Source organism: Pseudoalteromonas sp. Of11M-6, from assembly GCF_022347905.1.
In the GTDB taxonomy this organism is placed as follows: domain Bacteria; phylum Pseudomonadota; class Gammaproteobacteria; order Enterobacterales; family Alteromonadaceae; genus Pseudoalteromonas.
In genome coordinates this window covers 162,143-179,693 of the sequence record NZ_JAKRFW010000013.1, presented here as the reverse complement: position 1 = coordinate 179,693, position 17,551 = coordinate 162,143, and the positions used below count along the sequence as shown (strand labels likewise).

Below are 17,551 nucleotides of genomic sequence, written 5' to 3'. Positions count from 1 at the left end.
AGTTATTTTAAAGTGTAAGTAGTGATTTGATTGTCGCGGATTTGTCAGGGGTTTGTCATAGTTAATAGATCAACATTGGGGACAAATTGATAGTTAGACATGCGCCACCGAGTTCACTTCTGCTTACCGAGACCTCAGCGTCATAGTTCAATAAAGTTTCTTTTACGATGGTCAAGCCAAGGCCTGCACCCCGTCTTCTTCCTGAGCGACTTTCATCTACCGTAAAAAAGGCTTGGAAGACTAACTCATGTTTATCTTCTGCAATGCCAATGCCATCATCTTCCACAGTTAAGAGAAGTTGAGCGTTACATAAACTTAGTGAAACACGGATCTGCTCGACTGCAAATTTATCAGCATTAACAATTAAGTTATGAAGCACGCGTTTAACATCTGTTTGGCAGGCTCTTATCCATACTGAGTTTGGACAATTTATAATTATAGGGTGATTACAATACTTTTCTAAAGTGACGATGTATTCATTAATTAGTGTACTCAAATCAAAATTGGAAACGCTGGTCTTTGCGGAAAACTGTTCTACTTTACTGAACTCCAAAATCTCATGCACCAGCATTTCAAGCTCTTCACATTCCTCAAATAACTCTCGAACCAGATTTTTGTTCTTTGGTGGAACATCAAGCAACTCAAGCTTGAGCTGAAGTCGGAATAATGGCGTTTTGAGCTCGTGAGATACGGCTCTGATCATATTCCTTTGCTGTGCAAAGGCAAACTCTAATTTTTCAGCCATTTGATTAAAGGCGTAATTGACACGTCCGACTGCTAAAAGTCCGGTATCAGCACGTTTAGATAACAATCCTTGTGCAATTAATTTACTAGCATGTTCTAACCTAGAAAGTCGAAATTGCAACCAAAGTGAGTGCAACAAAAATAGGACTAGGATTAGTCCTAAGGGTAAACCATACTGAATAAAATTGAGGATCGCCCCTGCAGAGCCTTGCACTCCAAGCGCAGAAAACGCTATTAACTCTTTACCTTGTATTTTTGCGATTACGGTTTGTAATTCCTCATCATAAACGTTTTCGATGACTAACTTAGTCGTTTGCTCAAATGCTGGTCTATCTAGTGTCTGTACTTTTAGATTACTTTTTTCTGAGATCTGGGCAAGTAAAGCTTGCCACTGAGCATCATCCAAGCCAGGGCGAGCTGCATCTAAAGCATAAACATAGGCTAGATAATCAAGCTCTACATCCTTTTTCAGCTCTTTTGAGAAATAACTTGTAGCTAGAGAAGTCAAAAGGGGATTTATCACTAAAAACAAACTAGCAAAGAGTAAGCTTGCAAATGCAAAACGTATGCTTGTCATTCAGTTTCCTTGCTATTTACAAAAATATATCCTTTCCCTCTTACAGTGATGAGGTGTTGATAGGGCATTTCATCACCGATAATCTTTCTTATCTTCATGATTTTATTGTCAACTGTACGATCGAAACCATCAAATGATCGGCCGTACAGCTGAGTTGAAATCTGGTCGCGACTTAGAATAGAGTCAACATTAGACGCCAAAAAATGGAATAATGTGTATTCACTGTCTGAGAGACCAAGCGGTATACCATCTTGGCTTGCTTGCCTTGTCGATGAGTTAAATGAGAAGGGGCCAACACGGATCACGTGCCCGTTTTGCTGTTTATTCTCACTTTCTTCTGCTAGGCGAACTAGTTTTCGAAATCTCGCTAGGATAATTCGTGGGTTGACTGGCTTATGAATAAAGTCATCAGCCCCCATTTCTAATAGCGTAATTTCGTCTATATCATCGTGACTCGCGGTTAACACAATCAATTTACCATTGTACCTGTTTTGTAGTGACCTGCAGATCTCGAAACCATCTTTATTTGGCAACATCAAATCAAGCAATACAAAATCCGGCTGAAGTTGCAGGACATGCGCCAATCCGCTCACTCCATCATTTTGGATACTCACGATAAAACCATGTTTTTCAAAGAAGCGCCTAAGCAGTTCCGCAAGGCCTAAGTCATCTTCAATTATTACCAATGATCTTGAGCTCATATATACTCCTTAAAATCCAGACCGAACGTTCTGAGCCTAAATCTTCCGTTTCAAACCCGATTTGGCGCGTTCTTTAATATTTGTTTGAATATAAATTTGATCTGTTGTTGCGATTTTAGCGTGACCTAAATCTTCAGATAGATGTTTTAGCGGGCGGTGTTGCGCATCATGCGTTGCTCCTGTATGTCTTAGCCAGTGTGAAGTTGCGGCTTCGAGTTGCTCTGACTCTTCTGTAAAGCCATCTTCCTTTAGTTTAGCCACTGCTAAGTCAAAACTTTGCTGAACAATACGGCGTAATTGACGAACGTTCATACCGCCTTGGCCCCTTAGTTTATGAACAATTGGGTAGGGCTCATCAACGCGAGGTAGGGCGCTTAACCCCCGGTACTGCCGGTAACGCTTTAAATAACTGATAAAGTCTTCGCTAAGCGTTACATCCCTTAGCTTATTGCCTTTACCCATAATTCTTAGGTACCAAAAGTCATCTTGATCTTGCCAAAAGTGACTCATTACTGGTGACCAATGAGGGCGGTCAGATAGCTCTGAAATGCGTAAATACAAGCCTTTTAAGCAAGCTAATACGAAAAGATTTCGTTCTAGGTCCGGCTGCTGTTCACTTAAATCATGTGTTACACCAAAAACATATTCCCATTGCAAATCACTCAGCGTATCAGGAAGGTTGATTTGCGATTGAACAACTAAATACGGGCTATTTTTCTTAACCACTGGAACAAAGTTAGCAAATGATTTTTCTTCTAAAATGGCAAACTTGTAAAACACATTGAGCGCGGTAAACATTGCTGCCAACGTTTGCTGGCTAGCGCCGTTTTCTTTGAGAACAAATGGCCGCCAATTTTCGTTAACCTGACGGATACCTTGGTTTTGTTTATAACGCCACTGCACAGAAGTTTGTGTCCATGCGTTATCTGGCTCTACCACAAAATCCACATATGCCTCGATGTCTTCGCGTTTTAGCTCAAACACTGACTTCTCAGCAACCAGCCACGACCATAAATAAAAGCGCTCAAGCTCATTACGAAAGCGGTTAAAAGTTGCTTCAGACTTACGACCGTAAACATACAAAAACTGAAATAGGAACTGTAGCTCGCTATGTACCGGTATTGATTTACCTTGACGAGCCAAGAATTTTTCCAGCTCTGGATATTCATGCCCAAGCGTATCATCTTCAAGATGGGCGATTTGATACCTAAGCTGCTTTAAGGTGTCGACCAATGGTAAAATCATGATAAGTCCGATATTGGTTAGTATTGGACATATTATAGTGACATCTGCACATATTATGCAATACTGTGTAGATAAGCCTATAATTTACGTTATGTTAAATAGATAGGTCGCGTCAAAGCGCCAAAACGAAAAAAGCGAGGGTTTCCCCTCGCCTTGTCTACAGTCTACTTGTTTCTTAATTTATTCGCAGTAGTTGGCTACGTACGTTAAGTCGTTGATGTGCTCAGGGCCATCCATTACAAAGGTTGCTTCTGCAGTGTTTGGATCTAGTGTGTAGATCTTCGCGTCTTCACCTGAATTACGGCCAGATACGTATAACGTGCCGTCTGAGCTTACTGCTAAACCCGATGCCCAATTTACACCATGCTCGCCAACGAGATCTAAAGACATGTCGCCTTTATCTAGTGTGTAAAGTGCTTTACCTGTTAGTACGTAAATCACGTTAGTATCTGCTGAATAAGCGATATCACCGTGTGAGAAGTCGTCACCTGCATAGCTTAGTTTTCCAAGCACTGTTTTTGCGCCTGTTTGCATGTCAAACTCATAAAGATAAGTTTTGCTGCTTGCAAGTAATTTAGTACCGTCTGGCGTTACTGCTGAACGGTATAATGGCCATGAAACTGCATTAGCAGCTAAAGTCTGCTCTGCACTATCTAGTGAAACCTTCCAAAGTGATGAAGCTTTAGATGCACTGTCGTTTTGTTCCATAAAGTAAAGTGCACCATTGTGCGCAGCAATGTTTGAAGCTGTATTAGCGACGCCATCAATGTATGCATAGGTACCATTAACCATGTCGAATTTATAAACATAGCTATTGCTGTCTTCACCAAAGTTATTGATGCCATACACGCCTACTTTACAAGTTACTGGAGGCTCTGGAGGTGTAACGTCTTCCTCTTCTGTTACGACTACGTTGTCTAGTAACGCACCATATGAGTCAGAAGTGCCTAACCCCTGAAAGCGTAATTGTGTCGAACTACCAGTCGCTTCAACCGTATACTCGTACTTTGTCCAGCCTCGGGTCGTTGCATTCATCGTCACTAGTGTGTTGTCACCAAACCATGCACGTGCACGATTAGTTGAGTTATTGTTTACCACTCGAGGCGAGTAATAAAAACTCACTTTATACTTTTTTCCAGCCGTTGTTGGGATATTCTGGTAGATTGTATAATTTGCAGTTGAGTCAAGCTCTAGGTATTGATTGCCGTTTTGAGGCACGATAATACCAAGGCTTTGCTTTTGAATTTCGAATCTGGCACCCTCTCTATTCCAACCTTGGAGGTTGTCAAATAACGCCCAATCACCAGAAATATTGCCTGATGTTTCAAACGAGCCGTTAACGACTAAATTGTCGGCAGCACTTGCTGTACCAACAACTGATATTAACGCTAAGGTTGTAAAGTTAAGTTTCATAGCCACTCCAATAAAATAGAGTTAATGTAAATTTTTTGTTTACAATAACATCACTTAATATACTACCATTGTCGTATTTTTTGAGTCAGCGGTCAATGAATAACCGAAAAACCAGATTTTATGGTGTTTTACGTCTTTAAATAGACTTTTTAATTGGTACTTTAGTATTGTTTTCTTGGCGTGGAAAATAGATGTCGAAACCTATCCGTCATTTTGATCGAGACTAGGGTTTCGTATAGCAAGGTCATTAAAGCTAATGGTTAACGGTACATCTAAGAGCGTTTGTTTGGTTGCAGTAATGAAAGTCTAAGTAGTAGTTGTCCTTGGAAGGTGACTGGCCAAGAGCTATCGTATTGTAAAGTAATTCCGCTCCTTTTTGGCCCATTTCGAAGGGGTTTTGGCCAATATTGATTGTTGAAAGTCCCTTTTCCAAAGCTTTAAGTTGCATTTCTTCTGTATCTGCGGAAATGATCACAGCATTGTTATTTTTGATCTTCTCTTTGTATGGTAATACGCGTTCAATATAATTAGAGTGAAATTGAGCGAAGCCAGCGACAGCAATAAAAATCGGGGGATTTTCATAACTTAGCAAGGTCAATAGTTGGCTTATCGCATCTTCGCGTTTACCCATTGTGTAAAGTGGGCATCGTTCGTACTCTTGCCAGCCTTGCTTGAGATCATTCTCTGTTTTTGTAAGATTGTCTATTGTATGTGTAGAGAGTGCATATCTAACGCCATTGATTCTTTTATCCAAATTAGGTGTTGAGTGATGACCTGTTTGAATACAAAACGATTGAAGCGCGGCCTTTTTATAAGGTTTAGCGGCTTCTCCAAGTGCAACACCAAATGCAAAGTTATCGGTTCCTACATAGGCGAGACGGTAATCTTTATGCTCTGTTAAAAGGTCAGAGTCAAAAGTGATCACTGGTATCTTCAATTGCTTTGCCTTTTTGAGTGAACGTGACACGAGGTAGTTTGAATCGGTAGTTGATATTAATAACCCGTCTACCTTTTTACTCAATAGTTCATTAATGATTAGGCTTTGTGTTCTAAAATCTTGATAGTCGTCTGCACCATCGTAGATACACTCTACATTTGGATGTTGTTTCGCAAAGTCTACACACCCTTTATACGATTGTTCATAAAAGGTGTCATTTTTAGTTTTGCCTACAACCGCGATGGTTATTTCCGCTTGAGTACTTTGGCTCAGTATCGCAAACAATATTAGCCCAAATACCAAGGTACAACGGGAGAATAGATTTTCCTTTAACTTCATGTTTAGAGTGAAATAATTTTCTTAAACTACTGCAAGCATAACGTAGATTTTTAGTAACGCAAATGAGGACTGCATTCCATCTGGCGCTCACTAGTGCATCGCAGCATTTTTCAATACAAATTGATGAGCATCCATATAGCTTTTAATAGCACTTTGCGCAATTCGTATCGTCGCGGGTACATCAGTACTACCTTTATGAATGCAAAATACCTCCACTTTTTCCAGCTCGAATTCGGGATCTACTCGCTCCAAGTTATGATTATTAAATGCGATGATTTCTGGCACTAATCCAATACCCAAACCGCTTTCAATGAGCCCTATTGTATCGCTAACGGAATTGGTTTTGTGATGTGCTTTGAATGAAAGCGGTTTAACGATATTTTGTGTTGTATGTATAAATTCATAATTTGTGACTTTGCTTTCCCAAGAGTTTGCAATGTAAGGAGCGGTTGTGTCGTTAAATTCACTGTCCTTTGCTTTATATAGCACGTCTCTAAATGAACCAATATATTGTTGTGATTGCTCCACATCTGTGCTTTTACCTACTCTAACAGCAAGATCTATCCCCCGCTCCACTAGATTGAGATGGCGATCTTCATTAATTAAATTCAGGCGGATTTTAGGGTGCGTTTTAATCAGCTTACATAGTGCAGGTGCAACGATGGTTTGCATCAAAGCATAGGATGTTGTCACTGTTAACTGCCCTGCCAGTACTGATTGCTTAGATCTTGCTTTCTCCCAAGCTAACTCTGATAAATGGCTGATTTCAAGGCAGTACGCATAGAAGTCTTTACCAACGTTGGTCAATGATTGGCTTCGTGTGTTTCTATATAGTAGTGGTGTTCCTATCTCTTCTTCTAGTTTCTTGAGATGTTGGCTGATCACTGACTTAGACAAAGATAACTTCTCCGCGGCTTTGGTCAGTGATCCTGACTCTACCACCCCCTTAAATATCATCATTCTTCTTAGTTTGTTCATTTAACTTCTCTTTTCACATTACTTTATAAGATAAAGACCGCCGCACTCAAATAAAATTACATAAATATTACATAAATTAAATATTTGTTTTTAACAGTTATAAATGAAATATGTGTTTTGGTCTATACCAAATTCAGTGTTATTTCCCCTGCCTAGCTAAAAGTGGTTATTGATAATTTCCTTAATCGTTTTAGGTTTAACCTTGTTTGAATGTTTAAGTCATTTATATAACTTAAAGTGGCTGTACTAACGGGTAGTTACTTTGATTTTTCTGGCCAAGATCAGATAGCTGTCAATAGATTGAATTTATTTCTTCAACAAAGAACACGCGTCTCATTTATAGCGGCAGAAACATTGAGTTCGATTTTATGAAACAGTTTAATTAAGGTTGAATTTTGAGCGAAAGTGGCTATAAAAATAAGCTGTTAACTATCTGTTTGTAACAAAACCCCCTACATCTATAGCTATGGATGGCCAGGTTATAGCTCGTTTTTGTTAACTTTCATTTACTTAATTTGTTGTTTTGTAGATTGTATGCCGTGATGTTTGGTGTTATTGAAAATGCAACTAATTTCCTCAATTTGTTAGAAAGTGTAGAAGTTCTTCCATTCTCATTGTCCCTATATCAATAATATTAAAAGTACATTTGGTTAACATTTTAACTACATGCACTTTTATCTTCAGTTGCACCTTTTAAACCAGAATAGGTCTAGTGCAACTTAACAGTTAGAACACCGATTGATTAAGGAATATGAAAGATGAAATCAATTAAGTTAAAGAAAAGCGCAATCGCTATCGTAACGTCACTCCAATTATTTGGGCTTAGTCAGCTTGCAACTGCGAATACCGACGTCCCAGAAATCTCACCAATTATGTACGATACACTTCAAGGTGATATTGAAGGTTCACCGTTGTTTATAGATGTTGGCTCGAATGACTTCCTACTTACTCAGGAGCAATGGCACACAATTCAAGTTTTTGCTGAGTCAGCTGTTAGCTTACCTAATAACGAAGCTGCCTTTAGAAGTGCGACGCGATATCCAGCAGATACGCCTCTAAATAACGACTACATTGCACTAATGACAACCTTTGAATCAATCAATGCGTCGGGTCAGAATTGGAATCATAAGCTTTATCCTAGCATCATTGACCTTGCGACAAAATTAGCGAATTACTCCGATACCCATGTATTACTAATTCAACCATTTATCGATGAACTAACAAAGCTACATAACGCGTCGCTAAGCGGAGATTTGCAAGCTGCTGAGCAAAGCAGACAAGTAGCGATTTCATTTCTAAACACCTTCATGAATTTTGTTGATGGTAATCTAACAAAAACCCAAACAGTGGTAGATCAACTTGTTTCCTTTCAAGGAGATTTAACTACACACTCTGGACAATTAAATACACTAGAAGGCACTTTTGAGGACATTTTAAACAAAGACCAGCCAGCTAATATACGTGACCGAATTAGCACATTACAACGACGACTTAACGATCTGAATGATGAAAAGAGTGATTTAAAAACCGGTATTGGCTTAAGTAGTCTTGGCGGCATACTTGGGCTAATCATTGGCGGTAGTATCCAAGGTGCTCAGTTAGAGGAAGTAAAGAGCGAGATTAATAAAGTAGAATCTCAAATTGAGACGGCGAATAAGGAACTCGCTCACGCGATGAGTCTAGCGGCCTCTTATCAAATTGCCAAAGGTCAAGTGGAAGGCATGAACGAAAAAATTGAAACTGCGCTGAGTAATGTACGCAAAGTTCAAGTGCACTGGCAGTCTTTGTATGGAGATATGCAGTCTCTTCGAGATGTATTGACTCAATTAGACAGTGAAAATGCATTACGTAATGCCAATGTGATTGTTGCAGGGATCGTTTCTTCACCTCTTGCTAGCAATGCCAGCAACTCATGGAAAGACATTGCAGACAAAGCAAGGACGTTTCTACAAAACGCCTACCTGCCTACATCACAGCAGTAAACATCAATAAGTTTAAATTTTTAGCATCATAAATCAACAGCTATTGAGCGATCTACTCTCATAGAGCGCTCAATAGGTTGGTGTTTTATGTTGCAACAAGGAGTTACTATGAAACCAACTTTACTCAGCCTGTTGATTGGCTGCGCTTTTTCGAGCCAAGCTGCGACTTGGAATGAGCTATATAATCTTGAGCTAAGTCAAAACCTACCGAGCGTTACGACTTCAAATCAACAACAGATAGACACACAAAATTATTTGGTCTCAGCCTTACATGTCAATTTGAATGACGTGCTTACTAGTGCAAGAGATCATAATACTATCGTCATTGCTGCTGACACGGTGGAAATCGACCGAAACATGATTTTCGATGCGCCAAACAAACGAATTTTTATCGTCGCACGTAAAATAATGGGTAATGGTACGGTGAGTATCAATTTAGATACCCAAAATGCTCAAGCATCAACATTGGTATTTATGGCTGATAAAGTTGAGGCTAATATCAATATAATCACAGCTCATTCGCCAAGCGATGGTGAAATTGAACGCTTTAGTATTGCTCCAGACTCATTTGGTACGCTATATCAAGTTATACAAGGCAATAAGTTCGCAACGCCTATTTCGCCAGCGTTAACGTCGCTCATCTCTGTGCATAAAGAGTACTTTTTAGATGCATTTGAAAAGTCATTCGATATGGCGACTTCTATCTATGATCAAAATCCAGCGTTAAGTATTGAGATGTTGAGCTGGCCTGAAGCTATTTTAAACGCAGCTCATGATGTTAGAGAATCTTCCGTTCAAGCAAAGAATTTTTACTTGCAGCTTGCTAACTTTAAACAGTTTTTGTCGTACGCAACACTTAACAAAAACTATGTGCCTAGCCTATCCCGCGACTTTTATGAGTTAACGATTAAAGCATATATTGACGCGATGGAGGCATATCAGGATAGCTACGATAATTTTCAGAAACAAGGCCGAAGTTTAGAAAACAAGCGCCAAGATCTCACTTTGATGCAGGATAACCTATTCGACGTTGCATCTGCTGAGCAACGAATTATCTCTCGCTCTGTAGAGCAACTGACGAGCTTGGCAAAAACACTTGATCAACAAAAAGCATCATTCAGCGGACAAGAAAATAATGTCTTCTATTCAGGGGTCGAGTTTCAACAAGGAATTTTGGACTACAAACTAGATAAAATCACTGAAATTGGGCTTAAAGTACTTGAAACCGTAATTAGTGCGGGCACTGCATTTGCCGGTGCTGCGGGGGGAGATACCAGTGGCTTGAAAGACTTAGTTGCGAGCTTGCCCGCCACAATCCAAGAGATCAATGAGTTAAAAACCAAAATTGATGATATCGCGTCATTAATGGATAAAGTACAAACGGTTAGCGGCCAGTTAAACGTGTTATCACAAAAAACCGCTGATCCGTTTTCTAGTAGTGAGCTTGCACAAGAGTTCAATCGCCTTAATTCACTCATTCCGACCAAAGAAGAGGCAAATCGAATTTGGGACGAATTTTTAATAACTGCTAAGGCACAAATGAAAAAGGCCATAGATGAAGACATTGATGGTGCAAGTGACTACCTTGTTGCTATCGAAAAGTTGATTAATCATGGTAAGGCAATAGTTGCTGTAGAGATTGATATTGCCCAGGAGCAATCTAGACAGATAGATTTGCGCATCACCGCTGATGCAAAACTTAAACAGATCAATCGTATAGATGCATTTTTACAAAATAATCAAAACAGTCTAGATGAAATTCAGGACATGGAGGAACAGCTATTCCGGACTTTGAATAATCTAAAACGGCCGATATTTGTTGCACTAACAAACTATCAGGCGGCATTTAGCTACTGGTCTCTTGATGACACCATGGTGACACCAAGCCTTAATCAAAGTTATCAAGAATACCGTCACGACTTAGCTTTACTACGTGAACAAGAGGCCGCGTCATTATTGCGTTTTAACCCTCGACCTCAAGATTTTATGCTCACCATAGAAGAGTTAGATGCGCCGCAGCAATTGCTGGATTTTGCGCAAGATGGTGAAATGAGTTTTACGCTGTCGTTGGAAGATATTGATTTTTCCCAGTTTGATCGAGTTAGATTAGACGAGGTCAATGTTGTACTAGAAGGTTCGGGGTTAAATGAGAACCAGCGCTATGATATCGAAGTAAGATCTAGTGGTTCATATCAAGATAGGTTTAAAGGGCAATCCTATCAATTTAGTGCAGAGTCGTTATACCGATTGGTAAGTTACGAGCTGTTAGATAGTGAAACGACGCGCATAGATCCAATCACCAGTGGTGCAATCGCAAACGATTATGCGATTAATTACTTTAAACCAACTCCGTTTACCACTTGGTCAATTAAGCTGAAAAATCCACAGCTTTATGACTTAAGTAAAGTGACGAATATCAAAGTGTCGTTTAAAGGAAATGCGATCCCCAAACAATAGTGTAGCACTTGCACTTTAGCTTAGTAGGAGCCACTTCAGGTGGCGATCTTTAATAAAAGCTCGCAGGATTAACCTGCTCCTATTTTAGTGTGGCTTGAATATTTGCTAAACAAGATTGCCTTTCGTAGGAGCCACTTCACGTGGCGATCTTTTAACAAAAGCTCGCAGGATTAACCTGCTCCTACTCTGGTGAGGCTTGAATATTTGCTAAACAAGATTGCCTTTCGTAAGAGCCACTTCACGTGGCGATCTTTTAACAAAAGCTCGCAGGATTAACCTGCTCCTATTTTAGTGTGGCTTGAATATTTGCTAAACCAGATTGCTTTAAAGCTCGCAGGATTAACCTGCTCCTATTTTAGTGTGGCTTGAATATTTGCTAAACCAGATTGCTTTTTTCGTAGGAGCCACTTCACGTGGCGATCTTTTAGCAAAATTCCTCCGGATGAGCCGCCACCTACTCTACAACTTGAGCCTTCAATAAAGATCTGTTATCTAGATAGCCACTAAAACGGGTTGCTAATAAGGCTGCAGCGCTGATAAGTGCCCCTACCCAAGCGGTGTCCTGCAGCGACATATTTTCAACAATTTGGCCACCTAAGACAGAACCGAGCGCAATTCCAACGTTGAAGGCAGCGATATTCAACCCCGATGCGACATCCACCGTTTTTGGACTAAACTTTTCGGCTAGCTGTACAACATAGACCTGAAGACCAGGTACATTCCCAAAAGCAAATGCTCCCCACACTAGTACTGTGATCACCACGCCGATTTTCGACTGCATGGTAAATGTCAACACAGCCAAAATGACCGAGAGTAACGCGAAGATGATGGTCAGAGCGCTTATCGGCCCTTTTTTATCTGCTAATTTTCCGCCATAGATATTGCCAACTGCAACAGATACGCCATAAACTAGCATAATAATACTGACTGTAGCGGCGTTAAAACCAGCTTCCTGTTGTAAAATTGGCGCAAGATAGGTGAATGCCGTAAAGGTTCCACCGTAGCCGAGTATGGTCATAAGATAGACGAGCAGTAATCTGGGTTGCAATAATACCTTTGCCTGCTCAGATAGATTGGCAGATGCGCTTTGCTTTAGGTTCTTTGGAATTAATAATGCACTTCCCAAGAGAGCGATAACACCTAAAGCAGAAACTACTAGAAAAGTGGCTCGCCAGCCAAACTGTTGGCCAATCCAAGTACCCAAGGGGACACCTGTTACGAGCGCAACGGTCAGTCCCGTGAACATAATGGCGATGGCACTTGCCTCTTTGTCTTTTGAGACCAAGCTAGTTGCAATCGTAGAGCCAATCGAGAAGAACACACCATGAGCGAGCCCTGTCATGATCCTCGCTAAAATGAGGCTTTCATAACTTGGCGCTTGCCACGCAAGCAGATTGCCAAAGACAAATAGTGCCATCAAACTAAGTAATACAGATTTCCTATTCCATCGCCCTGTCAGTGCGGTTAAAACGGGCGCACCAACAGCAACGCCAATGGCATATAAACTCACCAGTAAACCTGCACTTGGCAGCGAAACTGATAAATCGGAAGCAATGGTCGGTACTAAACCAACAATGACAAATTCGGTGGTACCAATGGCAAATGCGCTTAATGTCAGCGCCAGTAATGCAAGCGGCATAAATAACCCTTTTAACGTGATAAGCAATAAGTTGGTGTAGTGTGAAAGCTTTTTTATTTGCAAAAAATAGCGAAAATGACAAAATACTTTTGTAGAAAATGAAAAGGAATACACATGACCGTTAGCTCAAAAACCGAAGATCTAGAAGCTTTTATCTGTGTTGTCGATACTGGCAGTTTTTCCGCTGCAGCAAATCTGATGGACGAACAAGTTGCAAAGGTCTCAAGAGCAGTAACTCGACTGGAAAAGTCCCTGCGTGTAACCTTATTCAATCGAACGACTCGACGGATAGAGTTAACCGAAGAAGGAGAGCTATTTTTACGCTATGCGCGGCAGGCACTCAATACCATTGAGCAAGGTGAAGAGGCGTTAAAGCTGTTACGATTTTCGCCAGCTGGTAAATTAAGAGTGGATGCTGCAAGTCCTTTCGTTTTTCACCAGCTTACGCCTATATTAAAAGGTTTTAATGAGGCCTTTCCCGATATTACTTTGGAAATAACAAGTCATGACAGCATCATCGATTTGCTGGAGCATAAAACCGATATCGCAATACGAATTGGTGACTTGGCTGACTCCAATCTTCATGCGCGTTTGTTAGGTCGCAGTAAACTTCATCTTGTAGCAAGCCCTGACTATTTAAGCAAATTTGTAGGTAATGAACCACTGATTGATCTTCCACATCATAACTTGATAGGTTTTACCGATGCCCCACATCTCAACGTCTGGCCTTTACAAAATCCGCAACAGCTCAAGTTTTCTATTAGCGCATCCAGTGGCGAGACCGTGAGGCAATTATGTATTGCTGGCCATGGCATTGCACTGCTATCTAACTTTATGGTGAGGCAAGATATAAAAGCCGGAAGACTTGTTGAAGTTTTTACCGAGCAAATTATTTCGCCAAATCGCAGAGAAGCAGTACAAGCCGTGTATTATCAAAATAGTGGTGTATCCTCTCGGATTTCGGCATTTCTAGACTACATTGCGCCTAGGCTCACGCTATAGCTTTTTCATTTTTTACAAATATGTTTTGTATTTATTGCGGTTAATGAAAATATTTTAAACCGTTAAGCTTCTCATAGTGAAAATAAACGTTGAGGAGGCCAAATGGCTGATTTATTTGAGTCGATTAACTTAGCTGGTAAAACATTGAGCAATCGCATAGTGATGCCGCCTATGACCCGCTCGCGGGCAAGTCAACCCGGGGATATCCCTAACAGTTTGATGGCAACCTATTACGCACAACGTGCAACGGCTGGTTTAATTATTAGTGAAGGGACACAAATATCGCAACTCGGTAAGGGGTATGCTTGGACACCGGGGATCTATTCAGACGCCCAAGTTGCTGGCTGGAAACAAGTCACAAAACAAGTGCATGATGCAGGCGGTGTTATGTTTGCGCAGCTTTGGCATGTTGGGCGAGTATCGCACCAAAGTAATACCGCTGGGCTTCAGCCGATTTCAGCTTCAGCAATTCAAGCTCAGGGTGTGAAAGTTTTCATCGATGAAAATGACTCCCCTGATTTTATTCAAGCTCAAACACCTAGAGCAATGACCCAAGCAGACATCAATAATGTTATTAACGAATATCGACACGCTGCACGTAACGCGATGCAAGCAGGATTTGATGGAATTGAACTGCATGCAGCGAATGGTTATTTGATTAATCAATTTTTAGACTCTCACTCAAATCAAAGGACTGATGGCTATGGTGGCTCTGTTGATAACCGCATTCGCTTTTTGCGTGAGGTCGTGACGGCGGTGAGTGAAGAAATTGGCAGTGACAAAGTGGGTGTTAGACTTGCGCCGCTTACTACCTTAAATGGTACAGTAGATGAAAACCCTGAGCAGACATACCTCGCGGCAATTAAACAGCTAACTGCGCTCAACGTATGCTATGTGCACATCGCAGAAGCGGATTGGGAAGACGCGCCAGATATGCCTCTGAATTTTAAATACGCAATTAGAGAGGCATTTAATGGCGTATTAATCTATGCCGGAAAGTATACGAAAGGGCGCGCCCAACAAGCTCTTAATGAAGGTTGGGCTGATATGATTGGGTTTGGTCGTCCTTTTATCTCAAACCCTGATTTGCCCTACAGGCTGGCAAATGACTTGCTCTTAAATGAACATCAGTCTGAGACATTATTTGGTGGAGGTGAACAAGGTTATACTGATTACCAAACTCACGCCTCAAATCCAATTAACGTAAAATAGGCTAAAAGTTAGCTTTCAATCTGCGTATGAATTATTTAATGCGTACGCAGCCCCAATAATGACCATTTTAAGGTGAGCACAATGTAGCTAACTTTTGTGCTTGTTTCTCCTGAATTACCGCTAATGATAGTTTATGTAAATGTATATAGATTGGAGTTTGGTCTAAAAATAGATAATAATGTTGGCAAATTAAAGGAACTTAATACACTATACTTCAGAAAATGAAAAATATAATTCTATTTGCCACTGCACTGCTCTGCACCATCTCTGCTAACGCCCAGTTACCCGTAGAGAGTTACGCACAACTACCTAATATGAGTAAAGTTTCACTCTCACCCAGTGGTAAGGCCGTTGCGTATTTACAAAATTATGAAGGAAACCTTGTTCTTACTGTTCATGACCTAAAAACGCATAAAAAAAATTATATCCTGCAAACTGATAATAAAACGATAGCACTTGGTTGGTACGATTGGGCCAGTGATGACATGCTCTTATTTGGTGCGAATTACACCAAAGTGCAGCGAGGTGTAAAATACACCTCATCTCGTTTATTTAAATTTGATTTAAAAAATCCTACGGATGAATTAGTTCAAATCAACCGTGCTTATCGCTATGAAATTTCGGCACAATTTCAAGATGACGTGATTAGCATACTGCCAGAACAACCAAACAAGATATTGGTTCAAACTGACTTTGATATGGCAAACAAGCCGAGCGTTTATATCTTAGATATAGCTAAAGATAGACGCGAGAAAGTTGTTCGAGCAAGAAGAAAAATATCTAGCTGGATAGCCGATCAACAAGGCAATGTAAGAATGGGTTATGGGTTTGAAGGGATCACTGCCTATTATATGCTCTATGATAATGAGACGAAGGATTTAACCGATTTCTATACCTTTCAGGCTCGTGGCCCGGAAGCTATCCATATTCTTGGATTTGATAAAGACCCAAATATTATTTACCTCACCGCACTTCATAATGGTAAAAATGCGCTGTTTAAAGCAGACATTACTAAACGCCCGCTTTTACCTCAGCTTATTTTCTCCGATCCAGACTATGATTTTGATGGCAGTATCATTTATTCACACGACGGCAGAGCCATAGGCTTCAGCCATTCCAACCTTGATAACTCGAGAATTTACTGGGACGAAGACCGCAAACGCCTTCAACGCTCACTTAAAGCGGCATTACCAAACTACGACACCGTTGTTATAAGTATGAGCGCGGATAATAAAAAATACATAGCGTACGGCGATTCAGACCAAGACTCCGGTACATATCTGATTGGTGACAGAGAAACCAGCTCTTTGGCAGGGTTAGGACGTTTATATCCGGATATTACCGGTGACAATTATTTGGGCAAACAAAGGGTATCGTTTAAAGCGCGTGACGGCCTAGAAATTGAGGGTTACTTAACCCTACCTAAAGCATTCGATGCGGCTGCTCCAACAATCATCTTTCCACACGGTGGACCATACTCTCGCGACTACGCTGGCTTTGATTACTGGTCTGAACTATTGGCAAGCAGAGGCTTTGTGGTTTTCCAACCTAACTTTAGAGGCTCTTTTGGTTATGGTTTTGACTTCTTTAATGAAGCAAATCAAGGTTGGGGAGGAAAGATGCAAGATGACTTACAAGATGCGGCAAACTGGTTGATTGCAGAAAAGTATGCACTCAAAAATAAAATTTGTATAGGTGGTGCAAGTTACGGCGGCTATGCGGCACTAATGGCTGTGGTAAAACATCCTGAAACGTTTCAATGTGCAGCAAGTTTTGCCGGTGTTACAGACTTAGAATCGATAGTCAGTCGTGCGCGCTTTTTCACAAACAAAGAGCTTGTTCGTGACCAATTCGGACAAGATATTGATAAACTTAAAGCACAATCTCCTGTTAACTACGCTAAGCAGATTAGCCGCCCCGTGTTACTTATTCATGGTGATGACGATAAAGTCGTGCCTGTGAATCATAGTCGTGACATGGCAGATGAACTTGCAGATCATGACAAGAAGTTCAAATACATAGAGCTCGAGGATGGCAACCACCATCTGAGTTATCAAGCACATAGAGTGAAGACGCTTACTGAGTTTTTAGCTTTTTTCGAAAAACATCTTAAGTAACCTGAGGTTTGGATAAGGAATGTTCCAACTTATTGTTGCTAAGCCACAACTTAGTTTTTTCCTTGTCTAGCCAGCAAGTTTTAAGGAAAACACCGCTTCTGCGTCCTGCTCTCGCTAAGGTACCTACATCCTGTAGGCAAGGCGAATTTACGCACCAATAGCTGGCTATTGGAAGTGAATTCAACGAAGTTAGCGCTAAAACTGGCTG

General features: G+C 40.7%; 12 protein-coding genes. 5 read left to right on the top strand and 7 right to left on the bottom strand.

Annotation, left to right across the window (positions count from 1 at the left end; all coding sequences use genetic code 11):
• Positions 1-61: 61 nt before the first annotated feature.
• The 6 genes from MHN32_RS09315 to MHN32_RS09290 all read right to left on the bottom strand — a co-directional run bounded on the left by MHN32_RS09315 (position 62) and on the right by MHN32_RS09290 (position 6,934).
• On the bottom strand, positions 62-1,321 hold the full coding sequence (locus tag MHN32_RS09315) for an ATP-binding protein (RefSeq protein ID WP_227387914.1): 1,260 nt from the start codon (positions 1,319-1,321) through the stop codon (positions 62-64).
• Complete coding sequence (locus tag MHN32_RS09310; protein ID WP_174169221.1) at positions 1,318-2,022, bottom strand: response regulator transcription factor; 705 nt, start codon at positions 2,020-2,022, stop codon at positions 1,318-1,320. Before MHN32_RS09310 ends, MHN32_RS09315 begins: the two co-directional genes overlap by 4 nt.
• A 36-nt stretch (positions 2,023-2,058) precedes the next feature.
• A complete protein-coding gene (locus tag MHN32_RS09305) occupies positions 2,059-3,267 on the bottom strand; it encodes a site-specific integrase (protein ID WP_239421582.1) in 1,209 nt (402 codons plus the stop codon).
• A gap of 180 nt (positions 3,268-3,447) precedes the next feature.
• Positions 3,448-4,680, bottom strand: a complete 1,233-nt coding sequence (locus MHN32_RS09300) for a DUF642 domain-containing protein (protein WP_239421581.1) — start codon at positions 4,678-4,680, stop codon at positions 3,448-3,450.
• Positions 4,681-4,933: 253 nt separating this feature from the next.
• Positions 4,934-5,902, bottom strand: coding sequence for a substrate-binding domain-containing protein (locus MHN32_RS09295; RefSeq protein WP_343224383.1), 969 nt, complete (start codon positions 5,900-5,902; stop codon positions 4,934-4,936).
• A gap of 144 nt (positions 5,903-6,046) precedes the next feature.
• Positions 6,047-6,934 carry a LysR family transcriptional regulator gene (locus MHN32_RS09290; RefSeq protein WP_010605430.1) on the bottom strand — a complete coding sequence of 296 codons (888 nt, stop codon included), beginning with the start codon at positions 6,932-6,934 and terminating at the stop codon, positions 6,047-6,049.
• Between the two features lie 758 nt (positions 6,935-7,692).
• On the opposite strand from MHN32_RS09290, the gene MHN32_RS09285 reads away from it, so the two are divergent.
• Together MHN32_RS09285 and MHN32_RS09280 are read left to right on the top strand one after the other, a co-directional pair.
• Complete coding sequence (locus MHN32_RS09285; RefSeq protein WP_239421580.1) at positions 7,693-8,916, top strand: alpha-xenorhabdolysin family binary toxin subunit A; 1,224 nt, start codon at positions 7,693-7,695, stop codon at positions 8,914-8,916.
• Between the two features lie 108 nt (positions 8,917-9,024).
• The gene (locus tag MHN32_RS09280) at positions 9,025-11,373 is read left to right on the top strand and encodes a hypothetical protein (protein WP_239421579.1); all 2,349 of its coding nucleotides are present in this window, start codon (positions 9,025-9,027) and stop codon (positions 11,371-11,373) included.
• Positions 11,374-11,827: 454 nt separating this feature from the next.
• Here MHN32_RS09280 and MHN32_RS09275 read toward each other — a convergent pair whose 3' ends face one another.
• Positions 11,828-13,012, bottom strand: a complete 1,185-nt coding sequence (locus tag MHN32_RS09275; RefSeq protein WP_239421578.1) for an MFS transporter — start codon at positions 13,010-13,012, stop codon at positions 11,828-11,830.
• 114 nt (positions 13,013-13,126) lie between these two features.
• Between MHN32_RS09275 and MHN32_RS09270 the strand changes: the two genes are divergently transcribed.
• The 3 genes from MHN32_RS09270 (at position 13,127) to MHN32_RS09260 (ending at position 17,343) form a co-directional block, all read left to right on the top strand.
• The gene (locus MHN32_RS09270) at positions 13,127-14,014 is read left to right on the top strand and encodes a LysR substrate-binding domain-containing protein (RefSeq protein ID WP_102058059.1); all 888 of its coding nucleotides are present in this window, start codon (positions 13,127-13,129) and stop codon (positions 14,012-14,014) included.
• Positions 14,015-14,116: 102 nt separating this feature from the next.
• A complete protein-coding gene (locus MHN32_RS09265) occupies positions 14,117-15,226 on the top strand; it encodes an alkene reductase (RefSeq protein WP_239421577.1) in 1,110 nt (369 codons plus the stop codon).
• A 221-nt stretch (positions 15,227-15,447) separates the two neighbouring features.
• Positions 15,448-17,343, top strand: coding sequence for a S9 family peptidase (locus MHN32_RS09260; RefSeq protein ID WP_239421576.1), 1,896 nt, complete (start codon positions 15,448-15,450; stop codon positions 17,341-17,343).
• Positions 17,344-17,551: the final 208 nt, after the last annotated feature.

What these genes read in the sequence shown, in the direction of transcription:
- MHN32_RS09290 (WP_010605430.1), bottom strand. Translation starts at nt 6,934, where the DNA reads ATGAACAAACTAAGAAGAATGATGATATTTAAGGGGGTGGTAGAGTCA.
- MHN32_RS09275 (WP_239421578.1), bottom strand. Translation starts at nt 13,012, where the DNA reads ATGCCGCTTGCATTACTGGCGCTGACATTAAGCGCATTTGCCATTGGT.
- MHN32_RS09265 (WP_239421577.1), top strand. Translation starts at nt 14,117, where the DNA reads ATGGCTGATTTATTTGAGTCGATTAACTTAGCTGGTAAAACATTGAGC.
- MHN32_RS09270 (WP_102058059.1), top strand. Translation starts at nt 13,127, where the DNA reads ATGACCGTTAGCTCAAAAACCGAAGATCTAGAAGCTTTTATCTGTGTT.
- MHN32_RS09300 (WP_239421581.1), bottom strand. Translation starts at nt 4,680, where the DNA reads ATGAAACTTAACTTTACAACCTTAGCGTTAATATCAGTTGTTGGTACA.
- MHN32_RS09305 (WP_239421582.1), bottom strand. Translation starts at nt 3,267, where the DNA reads ATGATTTTACCATTGGTCGACACCTTAAAGCAGCTTAGGTATCAAATC.
- MHN32_RS09280 (WP_239421579.1), top strand. Translation starts at nt 9,025, where the DNA reads ATGAAACCAACTTTACTCAGCCTGTTGATTGGCTGCGCTTTTTCGAGC.
- MHN32_RS09285 (WP_239421580.1), top strand. Translation starts at nt 7,693, where the DNA reads ATGAAATCAATTAAGTTAAAGAAAAGCGCAATCGCTATCGTAACGTCA.
- MHN32_RS09315 (WP_227387914.1), bottom strand. Translation starts at nt 1,321, where the DNA reads ATGACAAGCATACGTTTTGCATTTGCAAGCTTACTCTTTGCTAGTTTG.
- MHN32_RS09260 (WP_239421576.1), top strand. Translation starts at nt 15,448, where the DNA reads ATGAAAAATATAATTCTATTTGCCACTGCACTGCTCTGCACCATCTCT.
- MHN32_RS09310 (WP_174169221.1), bottom strand. Translation starts at nt 2,022, where the DNA reads ATGAGCTCAAGATCATTGGTAATAATTGAAGATGACTTAGGCCTTGCG.